Below are 22,597 nucleotides of genomic sequence, written 5' to 3'. Positions count from 1 at the left end.
TGATGTTAAATCGTGTCGTGTTAGTCGGCAGATTGACGAAGGATCCTGATTTACGCTATACGCCAAACGGAGTGGCCGTCGCCAACTTCACCATCGCGGTGAACCGACCATTCTCTAATAATCAAGGTGGTCAGGACGCAGATTTTCTTAACTGCGTGGTCTGGAGACGTGCTGCAGAAAACTTAGCCAACTTTATGAATAAAGGCAGTCTTGTAGGAGTTGACGGACGATTACAGTCCAGAAGCTTCGACAACCAGGAAGGCAAGCGTGTATTTGTAACGGAAGTAGTTGCAGATAGCGTACAATTCTTAGAATCCAAAGGAAGTTCTTCCCAGGGTGGAAGTAATCGTGGAGGCTCAGGATACCAGGCAAATCAGAATCAACAACCATCTGGAAATAATTTCGGATCAAACAACAACAACAATAACAATCAACGAGATGAGGACCCATTCGCAGATAATGGAGAGCCCATCGATATATCAGATGATGATTTACCATTCTAATTAAGAAAGAGGTGAATGCGACATGGCACGTCGTGGACGCGGAAAACGTAAAAAGGTGTGTTTCTTCACAGCTAATGGAATTACACACATCGATTACAAAGATGTTGATCTACTAAGACGTTTCGTTTCTGACCGAGGAAAGATTCTTCCTCGTCGAGTAACTGGAACATCTGCTAAATATCAGCGTAAATTGACCAAAGCAATCAAGCGCGCTCGTATTATGGCTCTATTGCCTTACTCTACTGAATAGTAGCGTTAATAAAAAACCGTGAAGTCTATTTTAGACTTCACGGTTTTTTTTTATTCAGGAAAGCTGCATAAGCGCGCGCAGTTCATCGCGGTTCGAGACAAGATCTTCTAAAGTATAACCGTCGAGAACTTGAAAGAAAGCTTGCAGCGCATCTTTCAAGACATGCCTAAGCTTACAGGCAGGCGTAATCACACATTCATTCGTCTGGCAGTCAAAGCACTCCAGTAAATAAAAGTCATCCTCCATAGAACGGACAACTTTTCCAATGTTAATGTCTTCAGGCTTATGAGCAAGCTTAATTCCGCCGGAACGCCCCCGCACCGTATGAATAAGCTCTAATTTATTTAATTCGTGAATGATTTTCCCTAAGTGGTTTTCAGAGATATTAAATACCTCGGATATCTCTTTTTTATTGGCAAGCTGACCTTCTCTCTTAGCAGCTGTGAAAATTAATACTCGCAGAGCATAATCTGTATATTTTTTTAAACGCATAGGTCAACCCTCACTCTTCTTATTTGTTCTGTATATTTCCGTGTGGATTTACAGTTAAGCTCCCAATACTGGAAGACTCAGTTTCGAGATAATTGGTTATGAGGAAGGTCCTCCGGGGGACGAATTCGCTTTCCGTGGGCATGTGCTGAGCCTCCTCAGTCTTCGACTTCCGGGGTCTCACCGATCATGTTTATCCCACAGGAGTCTACATCGTCCCCCTCCGGACCTTGCGATATATGGAGCTCGAAATCATGCTTGAAACGCTCCGGATTATGATGGAAATAAAATTATAACCATGAGCGTGTATGTGTCGCTACTTCCCACTATAGAAGCATTTGAGCCGAATCCTACACCCCAATCGCATACAGAAAGGTTCCGTTCACTCTTCAATCATAGGGTGGCGAAGGAAACAAGGAGACTCCCGCGGGAGAAGGAGCGAGGCGAGACCCCACAGGGAGTGTCAACGACCGAGGAGGCTTGCCAGTTCCCCCGCAGGAAAGCGAGTTGTTTCCGTAGCCGCCCTCATCCTACTTTTCGGCGACGGACCTGAATGATCTCGAAAATGAGTCTTACAGTAAACGGCCCGATTGCTTAATAAGGCTTTTTAATAAAAAATCAACAATAACGTTTAACAGAGCATTTTTTTAATCTTACCACAGCAGCCAATCCTATGTCTTATTTTCAGATTTTATTAGCACATTAACGGAATTGTCATAATTGATGTATTTATAATACACCTTTCTTCTGTATAATAAAGATATATTATAAATACATCTTTTACGGAGGGATTTTTAATGACTGCGCAAACTAACCAATTGTTAAATGACCAAACGATTAAAGTGATCAAATCAACCGTACCTGTGTTAGAAGAACATGGAGAGGCCATTACTACCCATTTTTATCAGCAGCTATTTCTGAATCATCCTGAATTGAAAAATATTTTTAACCAGACCCATCAAAGAAAAGGAGACCAGCCTCGGGCCTTAGCCAATACCGTGTATGCTGCAGCAAAGAACATTGAAAATCTGGAAGCTATTCTCCCAAGGGTTAAACAGATCGCTGAAAAACACCGGAGTTTGAACGTCTTGCCAGAACACTATCCAATTGTAGGCGAGTATTTGCTGAAAGCCATTAAAGATGTACTTGGAGATGCAGCGACTGATGAAATATTACAAGCATGGGGAGAAGCCTACGGGGTTATAGCTGACGTATTTATTAAAGTAGAAGATGGTATGTACAAGGATGTACGTCGTCAGGAAGGTGGCTGGACAGGATTCCGTGATTTTAAAGTGATTAAAAAGAAAGAAGAAAGCGATGTCATTACATCCTTTTATCTACAGCCGGTCGATGACCAGCCGCTAGCCGATTATAAGCCTGGCCAATACTTAACGATTAAAGCTGAAATTCCAGGAGACTCTTATGATCATTTACGTCAATACAGTTTGTCGGAGGCTCCAGGCCACCCGTACTACCGGATTAGTGTGAAAAGAGAAGAAGCAGGTGAAGAGGTGCCGGACGGGATCGTTTCTAACTGGCTGCACAAACAAGTAAGCGAAGGTGATATCATTCCTGTCAGTGCACCAGCGGGAGATTTTTATCTGGATGAACGTACAGAAAAACCGCTTGTTTTATTAAGCGGCGGTGTGGGGCTTACCCCGATTCTGAGTATGGGAAGAGCGGTGCGCGAGATGCAGCCTGATCGGGAAGTATATTTTATTCATGCGGCTCAAAACGGCTCAGTCCACGCATTTAAGAAAGATATGCAGACCATGGGAGAGAACACAGTAACAAAAATTATTTATGCTCAACCGACAGAGGATGACCGTCTGAACCAATCGTTTGATAAAGAAGGATACGTGGATCTTCCCTGGTTAAAAGAAGCGGTCCCTCAGGACAGCGAGTTTTATTTCTGCGGTCCGGAAGGATTTATGAGGGCTGTCAATCAGGCCCTGAAGGATTGGGATGTATCAGAAGATAGCATTAACTATGAATTCTTCGGCCCTCAGGGAGTTCTGTAAGTTTTATTGACCCGGTATTAGCTGCCAGCTGGAGCAAGTCTCTGGTCAAGCCGGTTTACGAGATTCATAAATCCGTGAATGGCTGGCCCGCTCAGAAGGGTGATAAGAATGGTCCCCACTCCAATGGCACCTCCAAAAAGAGCGGCGGCTATGACCAAAAGGATACTGATGAGTACACGTGAAGTAGTAATCGTCCACCCTGTCAGCTTACGGACCACCAGCATCATCCGGTCAAAAGGATTTGGGGCAAAATCTGCCTGAAGATTGATGGCAATACCTAAGCTGGCAAATAAAATACCAGTCAGTAAACAAAGAATTTGAGCCATAAGGTTTGGTGATAATATCAGGTCGTTTGACCGGATGATCCACAGCCATAGATCAATCCCTATACCGGTTAGAAGTGAGGTTGCAAGCGCCAATAGTTCAGGACGTTTCCGCTGGGCGGCTGCATTGAAAAGAATAATCGTGAGACCGACCACGATTTCCCAGCTGCCGATGGTCAGACCAAAAGACCGGTATAACCCCACAAGTAATGCATCAAAGGGAGAGGTGCCTAGTTGTGATTCAATGGTTAGGGCGATGCCTAACGTTAAGATAATAATTCCTAAAGAATAATATAAACCTCTTTGCCAGATTCGTAACATAGTCCCTCTCCCTTCTTAATATCCGACTTGATGTTTTGATGCTAGTCACTATAACGCTCAGAAGCTCAAGTTACAAGAAATTTGCACGTAAAAAAGGCCAGGAGGCATGTCTCCTGGCCTTTTCACTATTCTGATTAATTTTCTACGTGAGCCCATTTGAATTCAAATTCAGGACCGGTAGAGGTGGTGAATACCCCTTTAATGTTTGGTCTGAATAATTGAGCTTTAGCATCTTGATAAATTGGAGCTACAGCTTGATCTTCTTCAAGAAGTAATTTCTCTGCTTCCATGAAGGCTTCAAAACGTTTCTCCGGCTGCTGTGCATATTCTCCGTTGGCTTTTTCAATAAGAGAATCGTATTCTTCACTTGAATAGTTCATATTATTGTTCTGCCCGTCGGTCACATACATGTTCAAGTAAGTGTTCGGGTCTACATAGTCAGGTGCCCAGGTCGCAGCTTCCATTTCGAATTCAGAAGCACTATCACGACGTACACGTTCTTTAAATGGTACTTCCATTATATTAATGGTTAAACCATCAAGTGTGGTTTCCAGCTGGTTCTTGTAATAAGCCAATGTTTTCTTAGAGGTTCCTGTATCATCTCCAAGAAGTTCAATGGTAACTGAATCTGTACCTAGAGCTTCAAGGGCTTTCTGCCAGTGCTCTTTGGCTTTTTCTTTGTTGGTCTCTACCAGTGGGCCCTGTGCCTCACGGTATCCTGTATCGCTGTTAGGCATAGATACGAAATTAGAAGGCACATATCCTTCTGCAGGAACGGATCCATCATTTAAAATTTCATTTACCAGATCTTCCCGGTTAATCGCTAATGAAATTGCCTTACGTGCATCTACATTTGCCAGGGCTTCATTGGCTTCCTGGTTAAATTTAAAGAAGTACAAGTATGGTTTTTTCACGACTTCAAAAGCTTCGTCACTACGATACTGATCGACAAATTCAGCATTAAGTTCTGTCTGATCGATTTCTCCAGACTGATAAAGGTTTACCCCTGTAGAAACCTCTTTAATTACTTTAGCGTTTATGGTTTCAAGTTGAACAGTTTCAGCATCCCAGTAATCTTCATTCTTCACAACTGTCCAGCCTTCACCGTGACTCCACTCGGTCATCTTGAATGGACCGTTGGCTAATGTATGTTCGGCTTCTGTGGCGAAGTCTTCGCCTTTTTCTTCTACGTAGCTTTGGTTAATTGGCATAAATGTAATAAATACAGTCATGGATTTGAAATAAGGTACAGGTTTTTCAAGCTGTACTTCTAATGTTTTATCATCTACAGCTTTGACACCCAATTCTTCGGGTTCCACTTCGCCATTGCTGACGGCAGTAGCGTTTTTAATGATGCCTCCAAGGAAGTACGGTCCATATTCAGAACCTGTATCCGGGTTAACAGCTCGTCTCCATGAATAGACGAAATCATTGGCTGTTACTTCATCTCCGTTGGACCACTTAGCATCACGCAGTTTAAATGTCCACGTAAGGCCATCATCACTTACCGTGCCTTCTTCAGCCATTCCTTCTGTAAGGTTACTGTTTTCATCTAGACGGTAAAGACCCTCCAGTGTTTCGCCGGCCCATTGGAATCCGACTGAATCTGTAATTAAGGAAGGATCCATGCTTGGAATCTCACTTTTTGCTGTTACGGTTATGGTTTGATCGCCTGAAGCATTACCTTCTGAGCTTTCTTCTGTGTCATTTCCACCTTCACTAGACTCTGATGAATTGTCATCGCCTCCACCGCTGCATGCTGCTAATACAAAAATGAGCATAAGTGTGAAAAGCAACCAGATTTTGTGGTTTTTTCTCAAGTGTAACTCCCCCTATTTTTTCAAATATATGTACTTTTTGAATTATACAGATAATTATGAATTTTTTCAACGTAATTTTTTTGTAAAAACTGAGGAAAAAGCATCATTACTGAAAATTCAAATTAGATTGACAACACTAATTCTTTTGATAGGATAAAGGAATATCATTTCTTTTTCTAATCAGCAAACGACTAATAATAGGAAAAGAGAATAGAATTTTATGAGAAGGGTGGTTCTAGAAATGAACCGGGAATGGGATTTATTGCATACCCCTGGTCCGACGCCGATTCCGCCAAGTGTCGATCGGGCTATGATCCAGCCAATGATTGGTCATAGGGGACAAAAATGTAAAGATTTAATAAACAGAATTACTCCGCGCGTGAAATCAATTTTTGGTACCTCTCAGGATGTGCTTCTGCTAACAGGAAGTGGAACGTCTGCATTGGAATCAGCTGTAGTGAATACGACTAAGCCGGGGGATGAAGTCATCGCTGTGGTTGCCGGTTCTTTCGGTGCGCGCTTTGCACAAATCTGTGAGTCCTATGAACTGAATGTCCATCGGATTGAGCTGGAATGGGGAGATGCTGTTCAAGTTTCTCAAGTGGAAGAAGCTCTAAAGGCTCACCCTGAGACGAAGGCAGTCTTCCTGACTCATTGTGAAACTTCTACCGGAGTTATGCACCCAGTCGAAAAAGTGGCTGAGAAAGTGAATGAGATCAGTGAAGCTCTTGTATTAGTAGATGGGGTTTCATCCATAGGAGGAGCTAAGATTGAGATGGATCAATCTGGAATCGATCTCTTAGTGACAGGATCTCAAAAAGCCATGATGCTCCCTCCAGGTCTTGCTTTTGCAGCGGTCAGTGATCGTGCCTGGGAGGTAATTAATGCCAATGACCGACCACGCTTTTATCTGGATCTAAGAACATATAAGAAAAAGCTGAGCGATGGTCAAACTCCTTTTACCCCGGCTTTATCTCTTCTATTCGGATTAGAGGAAGTCTTAAATCTAATCGAAGAAGAAGGTCTGGATCATGTATTTGAGCGCCATCAACTCATGAAAAATATGACCCGTGAGGCTTGTAAAGCTCTTAATCTTCCATTATTAGTGGACGATGAGAGTGCTTCTACTACTGTTACTTCTATTCAGCCTTCTACTTTTGATGCTGAACAATTCAGGAAGCTTGCGAATGAAGAATTCGGACTTATGGTAGCTGGCGGGCAGAACCATATGAAAGGTGAAATCTTCCGAATCGGTCATATGGGATATTGCCGTCCGGCCAACGTTCTTCAGTATGTAAGCATTCTGGAAGTTATATTAAATCGATTAGATCATGAGTTTACACCTGGGGCTGGAGTTGTAGCAGCACAGGAAGTTTATCTCAATCACACCAGGGAGGGAAAATAATGTACCGCGTGTTAATTTGTGACCCTTTAAGTGAAGAAGGAATCCGTCCTTTACTGGATGCAGAGGATGTAGAAGCCATTGCAGACCCCTCTCTTAGTCATGAAGAACTTCTGGAGGCAGTAAAGTCTGTTCAAGCTATTATTGTCAGAAGCCAGACGCAAGTAACCAGAGAAGTGATTGAACATGCCGAAAACTTACAGGTGATTGGACGTGCTGGAGTTGGCGTGGACAATATTGATCTGGATGCGGCAACGGAACACGGGGTAGTGGTTGTTAATGCTCCTGATGGAAATACCATTTCCACAGCAGAACATACGATGGCCATGCTGATGTCGCTTGCACGCAATATCCCTCAGGCTTACCACCAATTACAAAATAAACGCTGGGATAGGAAGAAATTTGTCGGCGTTGAATTAAAAGATAAAACGATCGGCGTTGTCGGCTTTGGCAGAATTGGTCGAGAAGTAGCTCAGCGTGCTAAAGGACAAAGAATGAAAGTCATTGCTTACGATCCATTTCTCAATCAGGAAAAAGCTGATAAAGCAGGTGTAGACCACGGTACTTTGCAGGAAGTGCTGCAGCAGGCTGACTTTCTAACCGTTCATACACCTTTAATGGAAGAAACTAAACACTTAATTGATCGTGAAGCTATCCAGCTCATGAAACCTGGAGCCAGGATATTAAACTGTGCCCGCGGCGGAATTGTTGATGAAGATGCTCTGTATCAGGCTATTCAAAGTGGAAAAATTGCCGGAGCGGCGCTTGACGTGTTTGAAGAAGAGCCGGCAACTGAGCATCCGCTTCTTTCTCTTACAGAAGTCATCGCTACCCCGCACCTCGGTGCGAGCACGATAGAGGCTCAGGAAAATGTGGCTACCGATGTGAGTTACGACGTCATGGAGCATTTGAGAGGCGGAACTGTGAGGAACCCTGTCAACATGCCTTCCGTTTCTTCAGAAATGATGGAGCAGCTCTCCCCATATTTCAAGCTGTCTGAACGCCTGGGAGCTTTCTTATCCCGTGTGGTAGAAGGAACGCTTGAGCGCGTAAGTGTGTATTATTCAGGGGAATTGACGGATGTTGATACGACCCCGCTTACGAGAATCGCGATTAAAGGAATTTTACGCAGACACATCGGACAGCGTGTGAATGACGTAAATGCTTTTAAAACTGCCTCTGATAAAGGGATCGTAATCAATGAACAGAAGTCGACATCAACCAAAGGGTTTACGAACCTGCTTACGGTAGAAATTGAAACCGATCAGGAAAAACGAAGCATTGCAGGTACTTTGTTAAATGGTCTTGGAGCTCGTATTGTCCAGCTGGATCAATACTCCATTGACGTGGTTCCAGATGGAAACTTAATTGTTATCCATCACCGAGACCAGCCTGGTGCCATCGGACGTGTAGGTAGTCTCTTGTCCGAGCACAATATGAACATTGCTACCATGCAGGTAGGAAGAACCAATCAGGGCGGAGATGCTGTTATGGTTCTGACAGTGGACAAAGAAGTGGAGTCGGAGTGTCAGGATCGACTGGCAGAAATTACGGATATTAATAAAGTTCAGTGCTTAACTCTATAAGGTAGAATCTATTCCCGGGGACCTGCTCTCCGGGAATTATTTTATTAAAAAAAGGTATGAAAAGTGTTGGTACTCTTTCTAAGCGAGTTGTTCATAAGGCCGGTTTGTGGAGGACGTAGATTCAAGATATTGAGTGGAGAAAGGGGATCCAGGGAACGGCTTGCTTTCCTCGGCCCTGCACGACGCAGGATCGTTCGACGTTGCCACAGGACGTGGCGACCTTAGTCGAACATCCCATGTGCTGAGCTTCCTCGAGCTAACGCTCTCCGGGGTCTCACCGATCACGTTTATCCCTCAGGATTCTTCATCATCCCCCTCCGGACCTTGCCAAATCAGAAGCTCGAAAAAGCTTCATTCTTTACCAGCTTGAGAAGAAATAATCACGTGGGCGAGGATACATTTTTTAGCCTAGAACGATGCGGGATATCCTGTTATATAAGCATTTTTGGCAGGTTAAGGAGGAAAGGATACTCTCTTTCCCAAGGGCCCGTTCCCCCATAGGAAAGCGAGTTATTTCCACACCAACCCTTTCCTCCATTCTAGTAACGGGCCCAATTGTCTCGCAACTGAGTCTTCCAGTAACGGGAGCTTATCCCAAAGAATGAATTCAAAAAGTTAAGAGGATCTTTATTAGACCAGACCCCTAGTCCAATAGAAGCATGAAAAAGTTTAATTCGTCTTGTTTTTGGTAACAGGAGAGTAGCTGAACTCTCTACATATAAGGAAGAGGAGGAGACGAATTGACCAAAAAGTATGATGCCGTTGTAATTGGAGCCGGACATAATGGACTAATCTCCGCCATCCAGCTGGCGGAAAAAGGGTGGAAAGTGCTGGTCTTAGAAAAGTCATCGAAACCCGGGGGCGCTTCTAAGTCTGGAGAAGTAACGGAGCCTGACTATGTTCATGATTTATATGCGATGAATATTAATTTATTTTTAGGATCGCAATTTTATCAGAAATACGGAGAAGAAATGCAGCGTTTTGGTTTTGAACCAGTCGTAAATGATAAGCCCTACGCTAGCGTTTTTCCAGATGAAACAGGGATTGGAGCTTACCAGAATCGTAAGGAAATGTTCAAAAGCCTGGCTTATCATTCGACCGATGATACGTATGCCTGGAAACATTTAAGCGATTATTATGATCAAACCACTCCGCATTTTATGCCTCTCATGCAGATGGAACTTCCCTCCTATGAAGCCTGGAAGCATGTGTTAAAGTCCATGAAGCAGTTGAAACTGAATGGATTGATGGAACTTGGAAGTCACTTGCTGCAGTCACCCCGTGAATTTGTTGATCACTGGTTTGAAGACGATAAAGTGAAAGCAATGGTGGCGCCGTGGGGACTTCACTTAGATTTTGGTCCTGATGTATCCAACGGAGCGGTTTTTCCATTTCTCGAGTCCATTTTAAATCAGCGGAATGGCATGACTTTCTCCAAAGGCGGCATTCAGAAAATGATCGATAGTATGGTCAAAATGCTTGAAATTAGGCTGGGTGAGATAAGGACAGAAGCATCCGTGGAGCGAGTACTTGTCGAAAGCGGCCAGGCATATGGAGTGGTCCTGGAAGATGGAGAAGAAATAGTAGCCGATAAAGCTGTAATAGGTAATGTAACGCCCACCCAAATGGTGAATCGTCTGCTGAATGTGAACGAGATCCCGGATCACTATCTAAAACAAGCAGAAAATTACCGCTATGGACCGGCGACGATGATGATTCATCTATCACTGGACGAGCCTCTTCAGTGGAAAGCGGGAGAGAAATACTCAGAATTTGCTTACGTCCACATTGGTCCTTATGTGGAAGACTTAGCAAGAACTTATACGCAGGCTATGAATGGAGAGCTCCCGGACAGTCCCCTGCTGATCGTCGGTCAGCCGGATGTCATGGACGAGACCCGCTCTCCGGAAGGGAAATCAACGCTCTGGATTCAAGTGAGGGCCTTGCCTTCTCACGTGAAAAAAGATTCGCTGAATGAAATTGAAGCAGATGACTGGTCCAACATAAAAGAGGCTTATGCGGACCGGGTTATAGAGAAACTGTCTGCCTACACCCATAATAGTAAGCGCGCCATTCGAAAAAGAACCGTACTTTCCCCCGCAGATCTTGAGGGAGAAAATCCTAATCTTGTCGGAGGGGATAGTGTAAGCGGAAGTCATCACATCTTCCAAAACTACGTATTCCGTCCGTCTCCAGGTTATTCCCGCTATCAAACACCGATTGATCGCTTGTATATGGTAGGAGCTGCAACTTGGCCTGGTGGTGGATTGAACGGCACCTCTGGCTGGCTGCTTGCTGAAAAACTATAAAATGCCTGCCCTGGGAGAATTTCTTCCAGGGCTTTTTTCATTTGGCGCTTGAAAACGCTTGTATATACATCCTTTTTACAAATTAGTTTCAATGCTTTGACTTTCAACGGAAGACTTGTTAAATTAAATTCCGACCTAAATAATCAACATTAACAAGGAGGTCTGGTGTATGTCAGAGAAAAAAGCAACCCCATCGTCACCTCGAAGATTTTTATTTCGAATATTAGACGGCATTGAGTGGCTCGGAAATAAGCTTCCGTCTCCACTTCTATTGTTTGCAATATTAGCACTTATTGTAGTTATTATATCGGGTATATTTTCTTCTGTTTCCGTGACGAACCCTACGACAGAGGAAGTCATTCAAGTCAAAAATTTATTCAGCCTAAGCGGCCTGGAGTACATTTTTAACAGTGCCGTTGAAAACTTTATAGGATTCCCGCCGCTTGGAGCGGTTCTTGTTACCATGCTTGGGATAGGATTGGCTGAACAAACCGGATTAATTAATTCTTCATTAAAAGGAATTGTATTTTCTTTCCCTAATCGCTTGCTTACGGCAGCGCTCGTATTTGCCGGTGTCATGTCCAGTGTCGCCGTGAATGCCGGATATGTGGTCCTCCCACCTCTTGGCGCCGTGCTTTTTCTAGGATTAGGCCGCCACCCATTGGCTGGTCTGGCCGCTGCGTTTGCTGGTGTATCGGGAGGATTTGGAGCCAACCTGGCACTCACTTCAACCGATGCTGTACTGCAGGAATTGACCGTTGAAGCAACCCGCACGCTTGACCCTGCCTATGCGGAAACGATTACCGTTACGATGAACTATTTCTTTGCAGCAGTTTCTGTTCTCTTAGTGACTGTGGTCGGTACGCTTGTGACAGACAAGATTGTCGAGCCTCGACTAGGCCGCTATGAAGGCGGAGAAAATGGAGATATTGAGAAACTTACCTCTCTTGAAAAAAGGGGGATGCGCCTCGCAGGTCTAGGGTTCCTGATTACTTTTGCCTTGATGGTCTATCTGTCGTTCGGACCGCTTCGCGGCGATGGTGCTTACATCGATTCACCATTTTTTAATGCTCTGGTTTTCGTTATTTTCATATTATTCCTTGTACCAGGTCTGATTTATGGAATTGTAGTAAAAGAAATTCAGAATGATAAGGATCTTACGAAGCTGTTAGGAAAAACAATGGCCAGTATGAGTGGATATATTGCCCTGGCTTTCACGGCCGGTCAATTTATTGCTTATTTCCGTGAAACCAACCTTGGAACTGTGATCGCTTTTAAAGGAGCGGATTTCTTAAATTCCACTGGATTCGACGGAATCGGTCTCATCCTGACGTTCCTGGGTCTGACTATGGTTGTGAACTTCTTTATTGGAAGTTCTTCGGCCAAGTGGACCATCTTAGCCCCGGTATTTGTTCCGATTATGATGAACCTTGGCTATTCTCCCGAGTTTACAACTTTGCTGTACCGCATTGCCGACTCGGTGACGAACATGATTACGCCGCTGCTTCTTTATTTCCCGGTAATCATCGCCTTTGCCCAGCGTTATGATAAGAAGCTTGGTATTGGAACGTTAATTTCCATGATGATTCCTTACTCCGTCGCATTTCTATTAGCCTGGCTGGTTATGCTGCTGGTTTGGGTACTGCTCGGTATTCCAGTAGGACCAGGAGCTCCTATCAGTTATTAATAGGACGATTTATACAACTAAGAAAGCAGACTTCCTGACGAAGGAAGTCTGCTTTTTCATAGACTCATTTAATTATGATGGGTGATTTCCATAATAGTCTTATTAAACTAACGGGCCGTTTAGTTGACGACTCAGTTTAGAGATATCTTGGGTCCGTTGCCAAAAATAGATAAGGGTGGCTACAGAAACAACTCGCTTTCCTGCGGGGGAACTGGCAAGCCTCCTCGGTCGTTGACACTCCCTGTGGGGTCTCGCCTAGCTCCTTCTCCCGCGGGAGTCTCCTTGTTTCCTTCGCAACCCTATGATTGAAGAGTGAACGGACCCTTCTATAGGCGAAAAGGGGAGCTTGATCCTCAAATGCCTATACAACGGGATTCATCCAACTGGATAAGCTCGTTGTTAAAAATGTCTCTCCATCATAAACCAGAGTTTTTCAAACATGATTTCGAGCTCTATATATCGCAAGGTCTGGAGGGGGACGATGTAGACTCCTGCGGGATGAAAATGACAGGGGAGACCACGGAAGGCGAAGCCTGAGGAGGCTCCGCGCATTCCCGCGGAACGCGAAATCGTCCCCCTCCGGACCTTCCGCCCCTCCAATGTCTCGAAACTGAGTCTTCCACAAACGGGAGCGTATCTGAAAGAAACAACATCGATATTAACCAGTGGTTAATAAGGCAATAAATCCTGCTAAAAAAGAGCCGGTTCTCCGGCTCCTTTTTGTATTCCTATTTATTTGAGAGGATGGACGGAGGCCTCGCGGTTCGTAAACACATGGACTTCCTCATATCCAGCCGACTTAGCCAACTCAACTGCCTCTTCATACCGGTGACCCACATGGTCCGGTTTGTGAGCATCGGAACAGAGAACGATTCCAACACCCGCATCTTTACAAATTTGCAGCAGTTCAGGATCCGGATACATTTCCCCGACCGGCTTTCTGAGCCCGGCTGTACTAATTTCAATGCATGTACCTGTAGAAGCCAGTGCTTCAGCTGCTCGTTTATACTGTTCACGCAGGAATTCCTGATCGTCAGGACGGTAACCAAACACTTTAATCACATCAATATGACCGACAAAATCGAATAGTCCGGATTCCGCAAGCGTCACGACGCGGTCGAAGTACTGGCGGTAGACTTCATACAGATCCCGTTTTTCGTATTCCTCCCGGAAAGTAGCAAGGTCAATCCCCCACTCATCAATCCAGTGTACAGAACCGATGACGTAGTCAAAAGGGTGCTCAGAAATAAAAGCTTCCATTTCTTTTTCTTTTCCAGGCATGTAATCCATTTCGATGCCCATTTTGATCGTCAGCCCTTGCTTTTCGGCCTCATCAAACATACTCTGATAAGTACTGAAATCGAGTGTTCTGCGGTTTTCTACCCATGGATTAGACAGAATAGGTCTTGTTTCTTGAAAAAAGTAGGCATGTTCGGAGATGCCTAATTCCTGTATTCCTTCTTCTTTTGCTTTTTCAATGTAAGTTTTTAAATAATCGACCTCCAGGTTGCCGGTTTCAGCCATGTGTACATGATAGTCGGTCCGCATGATCATCCTCCTTAAAATTCGCAATATTACATTTAATCATATCAGAGAATAAGCTATTCTACCAAAATCGTCACTTTCTATAAGAAGTATGAGAAGAATAGGAAAAACGATATATGTTAAAATAGATAAGCTAGTAGATGGAAGATAGAAATAGAGGTGTTTCTGGAAATGAATGACACAAAAAGAATTACGGAAGGGGCTTTAATGACAGGCGTTTATCTGCTATTGTTATTGGTAATTATTTTCATGCCAATCTGGCTTGGACCTGTCCTGTTATTTACGCTTCCCGTTCCTTTCATATTTTACAGCTATCGGCATAATTGGAAATCAGGAGCTTTAATGTTCATAGCTGCCTTATTGTTTACCCTGCTATTTGGTCCGGTTTTTTCGATGTTCACTTTATTAGCTGGGGTGGGTGGAGTCTTCTTAGGCGGAGCTCTGCATAATAAACAATCTTCCTTGGAGGCATGGGCTGCCGGGTCAGTCGGCTTCAGTATCGGCACAGCCGGTATTTATCTGGCTTCTCAGTTATTGTTCGGTGTGAACTGGGGGGAGCAGATCAGAAACAGTCTGAATGATGCTCTGGCCAGAACAGATAATATGCTCTCTAATATGCTCGGAGGCGAGAATACGGAGGAGCAATTAGGAGCGGTAGAAGAGCTGGTTGAATTTTTACCGGATATTATTCCGAGCATCCTTGTTATGACAGGGATTGTGTTTGCTTTTGTCAGTCAGTGGCTTGCGTATAAGGTGATTAATCGAGTGGAGCAAAAGCAATTCCGCTTTCCACCTTTTAAAGAGTTCAAGCTGCCGACCGCGGTTTTGTGGTATTACTTTTTTGCATTGATTTTGACGTATATTCCTACGGAAGAAGAAGGAATGCTCTATTTAGGAGCGATCAACGTATTCACGTTAGCTGGCGGCCTTCTAGTACTGCAAGGGTTCTCTTTTATCTTTTACTATGCAGAAGTAAAGAAGTGGTCAAAGACCATACCGGCGGTAATTGTAGTTATTTGCCTTTTACTTCCACAAATACTACTGTATCTTGTGCGAATCTTAGGTATAATTGATATAGGATTTTCCTTGAGAGAACGGATACAAAGAAAGAAATGACGAGCTCGTATATGATGGTAGGAGCTGAATGGAATGCCTAACTTTTTTAAAAAGCCAACAATGAGCGGACACTTATGGATCATTTATGTGATTTCCTTAGTCCTGCTTGCATTTATTTGGTATTATCAGTGGACGCTTGGGATGATGATGACGCTGTTCTTAGCAGCCTCGATCTTCTACAGTGTCCGAACTGAGCAGAACATGATTAACGAAACGGAAGAATATATTTCGACTCTTTCCTATCGAGTGAAGAAAGTAGGAGAAGAGGCGCTGCTTGAGATGCCTATCGGTATTATTTTATTTAGTGAAAACTATAAAATTGAATGGGCTAACCCTTATATGAATCGGTTTTCTAAGGATGACACCATCGTAGGTAAATCTCTTAAGCAATTATCTGATCAGTTGATAGCTCCTATAAAAGAAGATGAGAGTGAAGTTTGGATTACTGTGGGTGATTATAAACTTCAGACGATTATTAAAAAAGATGAACGACTGCTTTATTTATTTGATCGTACGAAACAAACAGAGATTCATAATCTCTATAAAAACGAACAAACCGTTCTGGCTATTATCTTCCTGGATAATTATGAAGAAATTACGCAGGGAATGGATGATACGGCCAAGAGTCATATCAACTCCCAGGTAACTTCTATTTTAAATAGGTGGGCTGGGGATTATGGCATCTATTTGAAGCGGACCTCTCAAGAACGTTTTGTGGCTGTAATGAACCAGGAAATCCTGAAGAAATTAGAAAAAGCCAAGTTCGAAATACTTGATGATGTCCGGGAACTGATTACAGACCAGAATGTGCCTCTTACGCTGAGTTTCGGTATTGGTGTTGGTCCGATCAGTCTGCCTGAACTGGGAGAACTGTCTCAGTCCAGCCTGGACCTTGCTCTCGGCCGTGGCGGTGATCAGGTCGCGATCAAGGATGATACAGGAAAAGTACGGTTCTATGGCGGTAAGACGAATCCTATGGAAAAAAGGACGCGCGTTCGAGCCCGTGTTATTTCCCACGCCATGAAAGAACTCGTCCAGGAAAGTGAAAAAGTTCTGATTATGGGGCACAAATCACCGGATATGGACTCGGTAGGGGCTTCTATCGGAATCTTGAAAATTGCTCAGGCCAACGATAAAAAAGCAGCGATTGTCCTCGATCCGGATGATATTGATACCGGTGTTCAGCGCATGATCGAAGAAATTGAACAGGATGAAGAGTTGTGGCAATACTTTATCGCGCCGGAAGATGCCCTGGAAATGGTGACAAATGACACCTTGCTCGTAGTGGTAGATACGCATAAGCCTTCCTTAGTTATGGAAGAGAAATTATTATCAAAAACGGAGCACGTGGTTGTGATTGACCACCACCGCCGGGCAGAAGAATTCATCTCTGATCCTACGCTTGTCTATATGGAGCCGTATGCTTCCTCGACAGCGGAACTAGTGACGGAATTGCTAGAATACCAGCCTAAGAAACTCAAGCTTTCAATGCTTGAATCCACGGCTCTGTTGGCGGGAATTATTGTCGATACCAAGAGTTTCACGCTCCGGACCGGATCACGAACGTTTGATGCTGCTTCGTATCTGCGTTCAAAAGGAGCCGACACGGTTCAGGTGCAGAAGTTTATGAAAGAAGACCTGGACGTTTATATCCGAAGAAGTAAATTAATTGAGCGAGCGGAAGTGTACCGTGATGGAGTAGCCATATCAACCGGTAATAAAGGGGAAACCTATGGCCCCGTCATTATTGCGCAAGCTGCCGATACTCTTCTCACCATGAGTGGTGTGGCCTCATCCTTCGTTATATCAGAGCGTAAAGATAAACGTATTGGCATTAGTGCCCGTTCTCTAGGCGATATTAATGTTCAGGTTATTATGGAACGAATGAATGGGGGCGGTCATTTAACCAATGCTGCTACCCAGCTTGAAGACACAACGATTGAAGATGCGAAAGCATTATTGCAAGATATAATTGACGAATATTTTGAAGGGGGAGACACAGAATGAAGGTAATTTTTAATCAAGATGTTAAAGGAAAAGGGAAAAAAGGCGAAATCAAGGACGTATCTGATGGCTATGCCCGCAACTATCTTCTTAAAAATAACTTAGCGGTCGAAGCTACTAAAGGAAATGTCCAGGCTCAAAAAGCGATCGATGCGAAGCAGGAGCAGAAAGCTCAGGCTGAAATCGATGAAGCAGAAAAGCTGAAAGAAACCTTAAAAGATATGGAAGTTAATTTAACAGCTAAGTCCGGCGATAATGGTCGTCTGTTCGGTTCCATTACAAGCAAGCAGATTGCTGAAGAATTGAAGAAAGCTCATAATATTAAAATCGACAAACGAAAAATCGAACTGGATGATCCTATCCGTAACCTTGGTTACACGAATGTGCCGGTAAAACTTCACCCTGAAGTCACTGGTACGATCCGTGTTCACATCGAAGAAAAATAAACGACCTGACTTGGACTTGAACTTTCGTTTATGAAGCATCTATTATGAGCACCTGGCCTTTGAACCCTCAGCACAAATGTGTGAAGCAGTAAAGGTTTCGGGTGCTTATATTTTGTTTGAACCAGAGGAGGAACAGCTAGTGAGTGAAGTATGGAATGATCGCACGCCGCCCCATAATATTGAAGCTGAACAGGCGGTACTGGGTGCGGTCTTTTTAGAGCCTGAAGCCATGTCCACTGCCTCAGAATATTTGCTGCCCGAAGACTTTTACCGTGCCAGCCATCAACGGATTTTTGAAGTGATGATGACGCTCGCTGATAAAGGCGAACCGATTGATCTGGTGACGGTAACTTCAGCTTTATCCAATAACAAAGTCTTAGAAGAAGTGGGAGGGGTTTCCTACCTCACTGATGTGGCTAATTCTGTACCCACGGCAGCCAATATTACGTACTATACGAAGATTGTCAGCGAGAAATCTACGTTAAGAAGTTTAATCAGGACAGCCACGAACATCGTCACGACCGGTTATTCGGAAGAAGAAGATTTAGAGGATGTCCTGAACTCGGCTGAAAAAGACATTCTGGAAGTGTCCCAGAGGAAAAATTCCAGTGCTTTTAAGAGTATTAAAGACGTATTAATAGATGTGTATGATAATATCGAACAGCTTCACAATCAGGAAGGCGGGGTAACTGGAATTCCGACGGGCTATCGTGACCTGGACAATATTACTTCCGGTTTTCAGCGAAATGATTTGATTATCATCGCCGCCCGTCCTTCCATGGGTAAGACCGCCTTTGCTTTGAATATTGCGCAGAATGTGGCTGTTCATACAGAAGAGAATGTTGCTATTTTCAGTCTGGAGATGGGCGCAGATCAGCTCGTTTCCCGTATGCTGTGTGCAGAAGGAAACATTGATGCTCAGCGGCTTCGTACGGGTCATATGGAAGCGGAAGACTGGAATAAGCTGACCATGGCTATGGGGAGTTTATCGAATGCCGGAATTTATATTGATGATACACCGGGTATCCGTGTGAGTGAAATTCGCTCCAAATGTCGTAGATTAAAGCAAGAACACGGTCTTGGTATGATCCTGATCGATTATCTTCAGTTAATTCAGGGAAGCGCCAATTCCAAGGAAAACCGACAGCAGGAAGTTTCGGAGATTTCACGTTCCTTGAAGGGGCTTGCGCGTGAGCTTAACGTTCCTCTTATTGCCTTATCTCAGCTTTCACGTGGCGTTGAATCCCGACAGGACAAGCGTCCAATGATGTCTGACTTGCGTGAATCAGGCTCAATCGAGCAGGATGCCGATATTGTGGGTTTCTTATATCGTGATGATTATTACGATCAGGAATCTGAGAACCAGAACATTATCGAAATTATTATATCCAAACAAAGGAATGGCCCTGTTGGTAACGTCGAACTTGCCTTTGTGAAGGAGTATAACAAGTTCGTAGATTTGGACCATCGCTATAGTGAAGCGGACATTCCTCCGGCCTAATCATAGGAGGCATAAACACCCCCGGCATAAGCTGATCAACAGTTCATGCCGGGGGTGTTTTCTGTCTATCCATATTTATTTATGGATAATATTGTCACCTCAGGTCATCCATATATTGGGAATCTTTAGCTCAGCCAATGATAGATGGCTTCGGCTACTCCGTGTTGGTCATTATGGGAGGTTGTAAAATCACTGGCTTCTTTTACTATATCTTTCGCATTTTCCATGGCTGCACTATGGCCGGCCGTATGAAGCATGGAAAGGTCATTCGGACTGTCTCCGATAGCGGCGGTTTCGCTGATGGGAATACCTAAATGGTCAGCCAGCTTTTGGAGTGCGAGGCCTTTGGAAGCATCTTTATGCTCGAATTCAAAGTTATGATTGGCTGAACTGACAAGAGTAAGATCGGGATTTGATTCAAACGTGCGCCAGCCTTTGTCCAGCTTTTCCTGTTCAAATGAGAAGGCGAGTATATTATAGATGGGGGATCCCGACTCCGTAATATCTTTATAGGAATCGATATGATAAAAACCGGTCTGACTGAATTGTTTCTCCAGTGCTTGTTCCAGCTCTTCTAAATCAGCATCAGGATTAGAACTCTTGATACGATCCATTTCTATTTGTAATAGATGGCGACCATTTTGAGGGGTTAATATGGAAGAATCACTGAATACTTCATAATAAAATTTTTCTTGTTCCAGCCACTTTAAAATGGTTTCTGCATCTTTTTCTTCAATAGGTACGGAATTGAACAGGGTGCCGTTCGGCCGGTGAATGGTAGCTCCATTTGCACCAATGACCCAGGTGGCGAGACCTGTATGGGCGAATACTTGTCGAACATCGAATTCCGCTCGTCCGGTAGCGACCACTACTTCTACCCCTTTTTGCTGGGCATGCTTTATAGCATCTATATTCTCCTGGCTAATTGTGTGGCTGCTGTTTAAAAGGGTTCCGTCTAAATCAATCGCAATTAACTCCATATGTCTTTCTCCTCCTCTGTTACAAGTAAGTCCACTTGATTGATTTCAAGCAGCTCCTGAAATTTACGGTCCGGCATGCGATCCGTAATAATGACATCAATATCTCCTAAGGTGGCGAACTGGAAGAATTCCGTGACTCCGATCTTAGTGTGGTCAGCAAGTACAATCACCCGCTTGGCTTGTTCCATCATCTTGCGCTTAACCATGCCATCTTCTTCATGACCGATGGTTAACCCTTGCTCTGAGACCCCTACCACACCTATAAAGGCTTTATTTACATGATATTGGTTCAGTTTGTCGATGGTAGAGGTTCCATACAGAAAACCGTGTTCTTTATGCAGTTGTCCGCCAAGAAGATGAATTCTAACATGATCTTTATTTGATAGAATTTCAGCCTGGTGGATGGAGTTCGTGATCACTGTGATCTCTGTGTCTTCTATTTGATCCGCACAGGCCTGAACAGTTGTCGAAGTATCAAGAATGACGGTTTCACCTTCTTGCAGGAGAGCAGCGGCACGCTTTCCAATTTCTCTTTTTTCAGCCGATACGGTGTGAAGACGATGACGATAATTTCTGATCTCTGGGTCGGTTTCAGGGGAGATCGCTCCCCCTCTGGTTCGGACAATCGCTCTTTTATTTTCTAATTTTACAAGGTCTCGTCTTGCGGTGTCTCTGGAAACATGAAATAGTTCACAGATTTGATCCACGGAGATCCGACGGTGTTCGTTTATGTAATCCACGATTTCAACCAATCGTTCTTCTTGATACATCGATTCCCTCCCTCCCTGCATTCATTATATAAGTCATCATAAGTCAGTGAGGATAATATTTCAATCTATATAAGTAAATGTAAGCAATTATAATGAAATGCGATGTGTGATAACCGAACTATTAATTGTAATATTTGACTTATTGTTCGGAAATTGCGTTGACTTGCAAGGATATCATTGGTAAACTGACGGTGGAAATAATATAAAACAAATTTTTGGCGGAGGTGCCTTATGTCGTCAGTAGTTGTAGTCGGAACCCAATGGGGAGACGAAGGAAAAGGCAAGATTACCGATTTTCTATCACAAAATGCCGAGGTTGTTGCACGTTATCAAGGTGGAAACAACGCGGGCCATACGATTAAATTTGATGGCGTTACTTATAAATTGCATTTAATACCTTCTGGAATCTTTTTTAATGATAAAACGTGTGTACTTGGAAATGGCATGGTCATTGATCCTAAAGCGTTGCTCGAGGAACTGAAATACTTACATGATAAAGGAGTATCTACAGAGAACCTTCGAATCAGCAACCGTGCTCACGTCATCCTTCCTTACCACTTGGAGCTTGATGCTCTGCAGGAAGAGCAAAAGGGTGCGAATAAAATTGGTACCACGAAAAAAGGAATCGGGCCAGCCTATATGGACAAAGCCGCACGTATGGGCATACGTATAGCTGATCTGATGGATAAAGAAAGCTTTCAGGAAAAGCTGGAACAGAATCTGGAAGAGAAAAATCGTTTGTTTGAAAAAGTTTATGAAACTAAACCGTTCACTGTCGAGGATATTCTCGAAGAATACTACGATTATGGCCAGCAAATTGCAGAATATGTCTGCGATACCTCCGTTGTTTTGAATAACAACCTGGACGAAGGACGCCGTGTGCTATTCGAAGGCGCTCAAGGGGTTATGCTTGATATTGACCAGGGTACCTATCCTTTCGTTACCTCTTCCAACCCAATTGCCGGCGGAGTGACCATTGGTTCCGGTGTCGGCCCGTCTAAAATTAAGCATGTGGTTGGTGTGTCTAAAGCGTATACGACACGTGTAGGAGACGGTCCTTTTCCAACCGAACTGGATAATGAAATTGGTGACCAGATTCGTGAAGAAGGGAAAGAATACGGCACTACGACAGGAAGACCCCGCCGTGTCGGCTGGTTTGACAGTGTAGTAGTCCGCCACGCCCGCCGCGTGAGCGGAATTACAGACCTTTCTCTTAATTCTGTGGACGTATTAACAGGAATTGAGACGTTGAAAATTTGTACGGCTTATAAATACAAAGGTGAAATTATGGAAGAATTTCCGGCTAGTTTGAAAGTGCTGGCTGAATGTGAACCGGTGTATGAAGAAATGCCGGGCTGGACAGAAGATATTACCGGTGCCAAAACATTGAGTGATCTTCCGGTTAATGCACGCAATTACATCGAACGGGTTTCACAGCTGACGGGCATCCCGCTTTCCGTATTTTCTGTAGGACCGGATCGTAACCAGACCAATATTGTACGAAGTGTTTACAGCGAATAAATT

At 43.9% G+C, this 22,597-nt stretch carries 18 protein-coding genes; 12 read left to right on the top strand and 6 right to left on the bottom strand.

Annotated elements, in window-relative coordinates; all coding sequences use genetic code 11:
• Window positions 1-2 precede the first annotated feature (2 nt).
• Complete coding sequence (ssb, locus tag ACTWPM_RS10675; protein WP_224894886.1) at window positions 3-503, top strand: single-stranded DNA-binding protein; 501 nt, start codon at window positions 3-5, stop codon at window positions 501-503.
• A 22-nt stretch (window positions 504-525) separates the two neighbouring features.
• Window positions 526-753 carry a 30S ribosomal protein S18 gene (gene rpsR, locus ACTWPM_RS10670; protein ID WP_014645359.1) on the top strand — a complete coding sequence of 76 codons (228 nt, stop codon included), beginning with the start codon at window positions 526-528 and terminating at the stop codon, window positions 751-753.
• A 54-nt stretch (window positions 754-807) separates the two neighbouring features.
• On the opposite strand, the gene ACTWPM_RS10665 is transcribed toward rpsR, so the two are convergent.
• On the bottom strand, window positions 808-1,245 hold the full coding sequence (locus tag ACTWPM_RS10665) for an Rrf2 family transcriptional regulator (RefSeq protein WP_443133024.1): 438 nt from the start codon (window positions 1,243-1,245) through the stop codon (window positions 808-810).
• Window positions 1,246-2,039: 794 nt separating this feature from the next.
• Here ACTWPM_RS10665 and hmpA point away from each other — a divergent pair.
• Complete coding sequence (gene hmpA / locus ACTWPM_RS10660) at window positions 2,040-3,263, top strand: NO-inducible flavohemoprotein (RefSeq protein ID WP_443133023.1); 1,224 nt, start codon at window positions 2,040-2,042, stop codon at window positions 3,261-3,263.
• Between the two features lie 17 nt (window positions 3,264-3,280).
• On the opposite strand, the gene ACTWPM_RS10655 is transcribed toward hmpA, so the two are convergent.
• Together ACTWPM_RS10655 and ACTWPM_RS10650 are read right to left on the bottom strand one after the other, a co-directional pair.
• Window positions 3,281-3,907: a YczE/YyaS/YitT family protein gene (locus ACTWPM_RS10655; protein ID WP_443133022.1), complete on the bottom strand. Its 627-nt coding sequence runs from the start codon at window positions 3,905-3,907 to the stop codon at window positions 3,281-3,283.
• Window positions 3,908-4,041: 134 nt separating this feature from the next.
• Entirely contained in the window at window positions 4,042-5,727 is a 1,686-nt protein-coding gene (locus tag ACTWPM_RS10650) for a peptide ABC transporter substrate-binding protein (protein WP_443133021.1), read from the bottom strand.
• Window positions 5,728-5,968: 241 nt separating this feature from the next.
• On the opposite strand from ACTWPM_RS10650, the gene ACTWPM_RS10645 reads away from it, so the two are divergent.
• The 4 genes from ACTWPM_RS10645 to ACTWPM_RS10630 all read left to right on the top strand — a co-directional run bounded on the left by ACTWPM_RS10645 (window position 5,969) and on the right by ACTWPM_RS10630 (window position 12,711).
• Window positions 5,969-7,132 (top strand): pyridoxal-phosphate-dependent aminotransferase family protein, encoded by a 1,164-nt coding sequence (locus tag ACTWPM_RS10645; RefSeq protein ID WP_443133020.1) that lies wholly within the window; start codon window positions 5,969-5,971, stop codon window positions 7,130-7,132.
• Window positions 7,132-8,715: a phosphoglycerate dehydrogenase gene (serA, locus tag ACTWPM_RS10640; RefSeq protein WP_443133019.1), complete on the top strand. Its 1,584-nt coding sequence runs from the start codon at window positions 7,132-7,134 to the stop codon at window positions 8,713-8,715. Before ACTWPM_RS10645 ends, serA begins: the two co-directional genes overlap by 1 nt.
• Before the next feature lie 740 nt (window positions 8,716-9,455).
• Window positions 9,456-11,024 (top strand): phytoene desaturase family protein, encoded by a 1,569-nt coding sequence (locus ACTWPM_RS10635; protein ID WP_443133018.1) that lies wholly within the window; start codon window positions 9,456-9,458, stop codon window positions 11,022-11,024.
• A 169-nt stretch (window positions 11,025-11,193) separates the two neighbouring features.
• On the top strand, window positions 11,194-12,711 hold the full coding sequence (locus ACTWPM_RS10630) for an AbgT family transporter (RefSeq protein WP_443133017.1): 1,518 nt from the start codon (window positions 11,194-11,196) through the stop codon (window positions 12,709-12,711).
• Window positions 12,712-13,443: 732 nt separating this feature from the next.
• On the opposite strand, the gene ACTWPM_RS10625 is transcribed toward ACTWPM_RS10630, so the two are convergent.
• Complete coding sequence (locus ACTWPM_RS10625) at window positions 13,444-14,259, bottom strand: histidinol-phosphatase (protein WP_443133016.1); 816 nt, start codon at window positions 14,257-14,259, stop codon at window positions 13,444-13,446.
• 168 nt (window positions 14,260-14,427) lie between these two features.
• Between ACTWPM_RS10625 and ACTWPM_RS10620 the strand changes: the two genes are divergently transcribed.
• From ACTWPM_RS10620 to dnaB, 4 genes are all read left to right on the top strand, one after another.
• Window positions 14,428-15,372: a YybS family protein gene (locus ACTWPM_RS10620; RefSeq protein ID WP_443133015.1), complete on the top strand. Its 945-nt coding sequence runs from the start codon at window positions 14,428-14,430 to the stop codon at window positions 15,370-15,372.
• A gap of 33 nt (window positions 15,373-15,405) precedes the next feature.
• Entirely contained in the window at window positions 15,406-17,379 is a 1,974-nt protein-coding gene (locus tag ACTWPM_RS10615) for a DHH family phosphoesterase (RefSeq protein ID WP_443133014.1), read from the top strand.
• Window positions 17,376-17,822, top strand: a complete 447-nt coding sequence (gene rplI, locus ACTWPM_RS10610) for a 50S ribosomal protein L9 (RefSeq protein WP_443133013.1) — start codon at window positions 17,376-17,378, stop codon at window positions 17,820-17,822. The genes ACTWPM_RS10615 and rplI overlap by 4 nt, the downstream gene beginning before the upstream one ends.
• Before the next feature lie 139 nt (window positions 17,823-17,961).
• Window positions 17,962-19,323, top strand: coding sequence for a replicative DNA helicase (dnaB, locus tag ACTWPM_RS10605; protein WP_014645346.1), 1,362 nt, complete (start codon window positions 17,962-17,964; stop codon window positions 19,321-19,323).
• Between the two features lie 125 nt (window positions 19,324-19,448).
• Here the strand turns inward: dnaB and ACTWPM_RS10600 are convergent, their stop codons facing one another.
• Entirely contained in the window at window positions 19,449-20,303 is an 855-nt protein-coding gene (locus ACTWPM_RS10600; RefSeq protein ID WP_443133012.1) for a Cof-type HAD-IIB family hydrolase, read from the bottom strand.
• Window positions 20,294-21,073, bottom strand: coding sequence for a DeoR/GlpR family DNA-binding transcription regulator (locus ACTWPM_RS10595; protein ID WP_443133011.1), 780 nt, complete (start codon window positions 21,071-21,073; stop codon window positions 20,294-20,296). The genes ACTWPM_RS10600 and ACTWPM_RS10595 overlap by 10 nt, the downstream gene beginning before the upstream one ends.
• A gap of 231 nt (window positions 21,074-21,304) precedes the next feature.
• Here ACTWPM_RS10595 and ACTWPM_RS10590 point away from each other — a divergent pair, with 231 nt between their 5' ends.
• Window positions 21,305-22,594 carry an adenylosuccinate synthase gene (locus ACTWPM_RS10590; protein ID WP_443133010.1) on the top strand — a complete coding sequence of 430 codons (1,290 nt, stop codon included), beginning with the start codon at window positions 21,305-21,307 and terminating at the stop codon, window positions 22,592-22,594.
• The last annotated feature ends 3 nt before the right edge of the window (window positions 22,595-22,597 follow it).

Origin of the sequence: Halobacillus sp. K22 (assembly GCF_052246795.1) — a bacterium.
GTDB lineage: Bacteria > Bacillota > Bacilli > Bacillales > Halobacillaceae > Halobacillus.
The sequence above is the reverse complement of the archived record's forward strand: the minus strand, read 5'-3'. Positions and strand labels throughout refer to the sequence as shown.

Coding starts and splice junctions, on each gene's coding strand:
- ACTWPM_RS10665 (WP_443133024.1), bottom strand. CDS start 1,245: ATGCGTTTAAAAAAATATACAGATTATGCTCTGCGAGTATTAATTTTC.
- ACTWPM_RS10625 (WP_443133016.1), bottom strand. CDS start 14,259: ATGCGGACCGACTATCATGTACACATGGCTGAAACCGGCAACCTGGAG.
- ACTWPM_RS10645 (WP_443133020.1), top strand. CDS start 5,969: ATGAACCGGGAATGGGATTTATTGCATACCCCTGGTCCGACGCCGATT.
- ACTWPM_RS10590 (WP_443133010.1), top strand. CDS start 21,305: ATGTCGTCAGTAGTTGTAGTCGGAACCCAATGGGGAGACGAAGGAAAA.
- rpsR (WP_014645359.1), top strand. CDS start 526: ATGGCACGTCGTGGACGCGGAAAACGTAAAAAGGTGTGTTTCTTCACA.
- ACTWPM_RS10600 (WP_443133012.1), bottom strand. CDS start 20,303: ATGGAGTTAATTGCGATTGATTTAGACGGAACCCTTTTAAACAGCAGC.
- ssb (WP_224894886.1), top strand. CDS start 3: ATGTTAAATCGTGTCGTGTTAGTCGGCAGATTGACGAAGGATCCTGAT.
- ACTWPM_RS10655 (WP_443133022.1), bottom strand. CDS start 3,907: ATGTTACGAATCTGGCAAAGAGGTTTATATTATTCTTTAGGAATTATT.
- ACTWPM_RS10615 (WP_443133014.1), top strand. CDS start 15,406: ATGCCTAACTTTTTTAAAAAGCCAACAATGAGCGGACACTTATGGATC.
- ACTWPM_RS10595 (WP_443133011.1), bottom strand. CDS start 21,073: ATGTATCAAGAAGAACGATTGGTTGAAATCGTGGATTACATAAACGAA.
- hmpA (WP_443133023.1), top strand. CDS start 2,040: ATGACTGCGCAAACTAACCAATTGTTAAATGACCAAACGATTAAAGTG.
- ACTWPM_RS10630 (WP_443133017.1), top strand. CDS start 11,194: ATGTCAGAGAAAAAAGCAACCCCATCGTCACCTCGAAGATTTTTATTT.
- ACTWPM_RS10620 (WP_443133015.1), top strand. CDS start 14,428: ATGAATGACACAAAAAGAATTACGGAAGGGGCTTTAATGACAGGCGTT.
- serA (WP_443133019.1), top strand. CDS start 7,132: ATGTACCGCGTGTTAATTTGTGACCCTTTAAGTGAAGAAGGAATCCGT.
- rplI (WP_443133013.1), top strand. CDS start 17,376: ATGAAGGTAATTTTTAATCAAGATGTTAAAGGAAAAGGGAAAAAAGGC.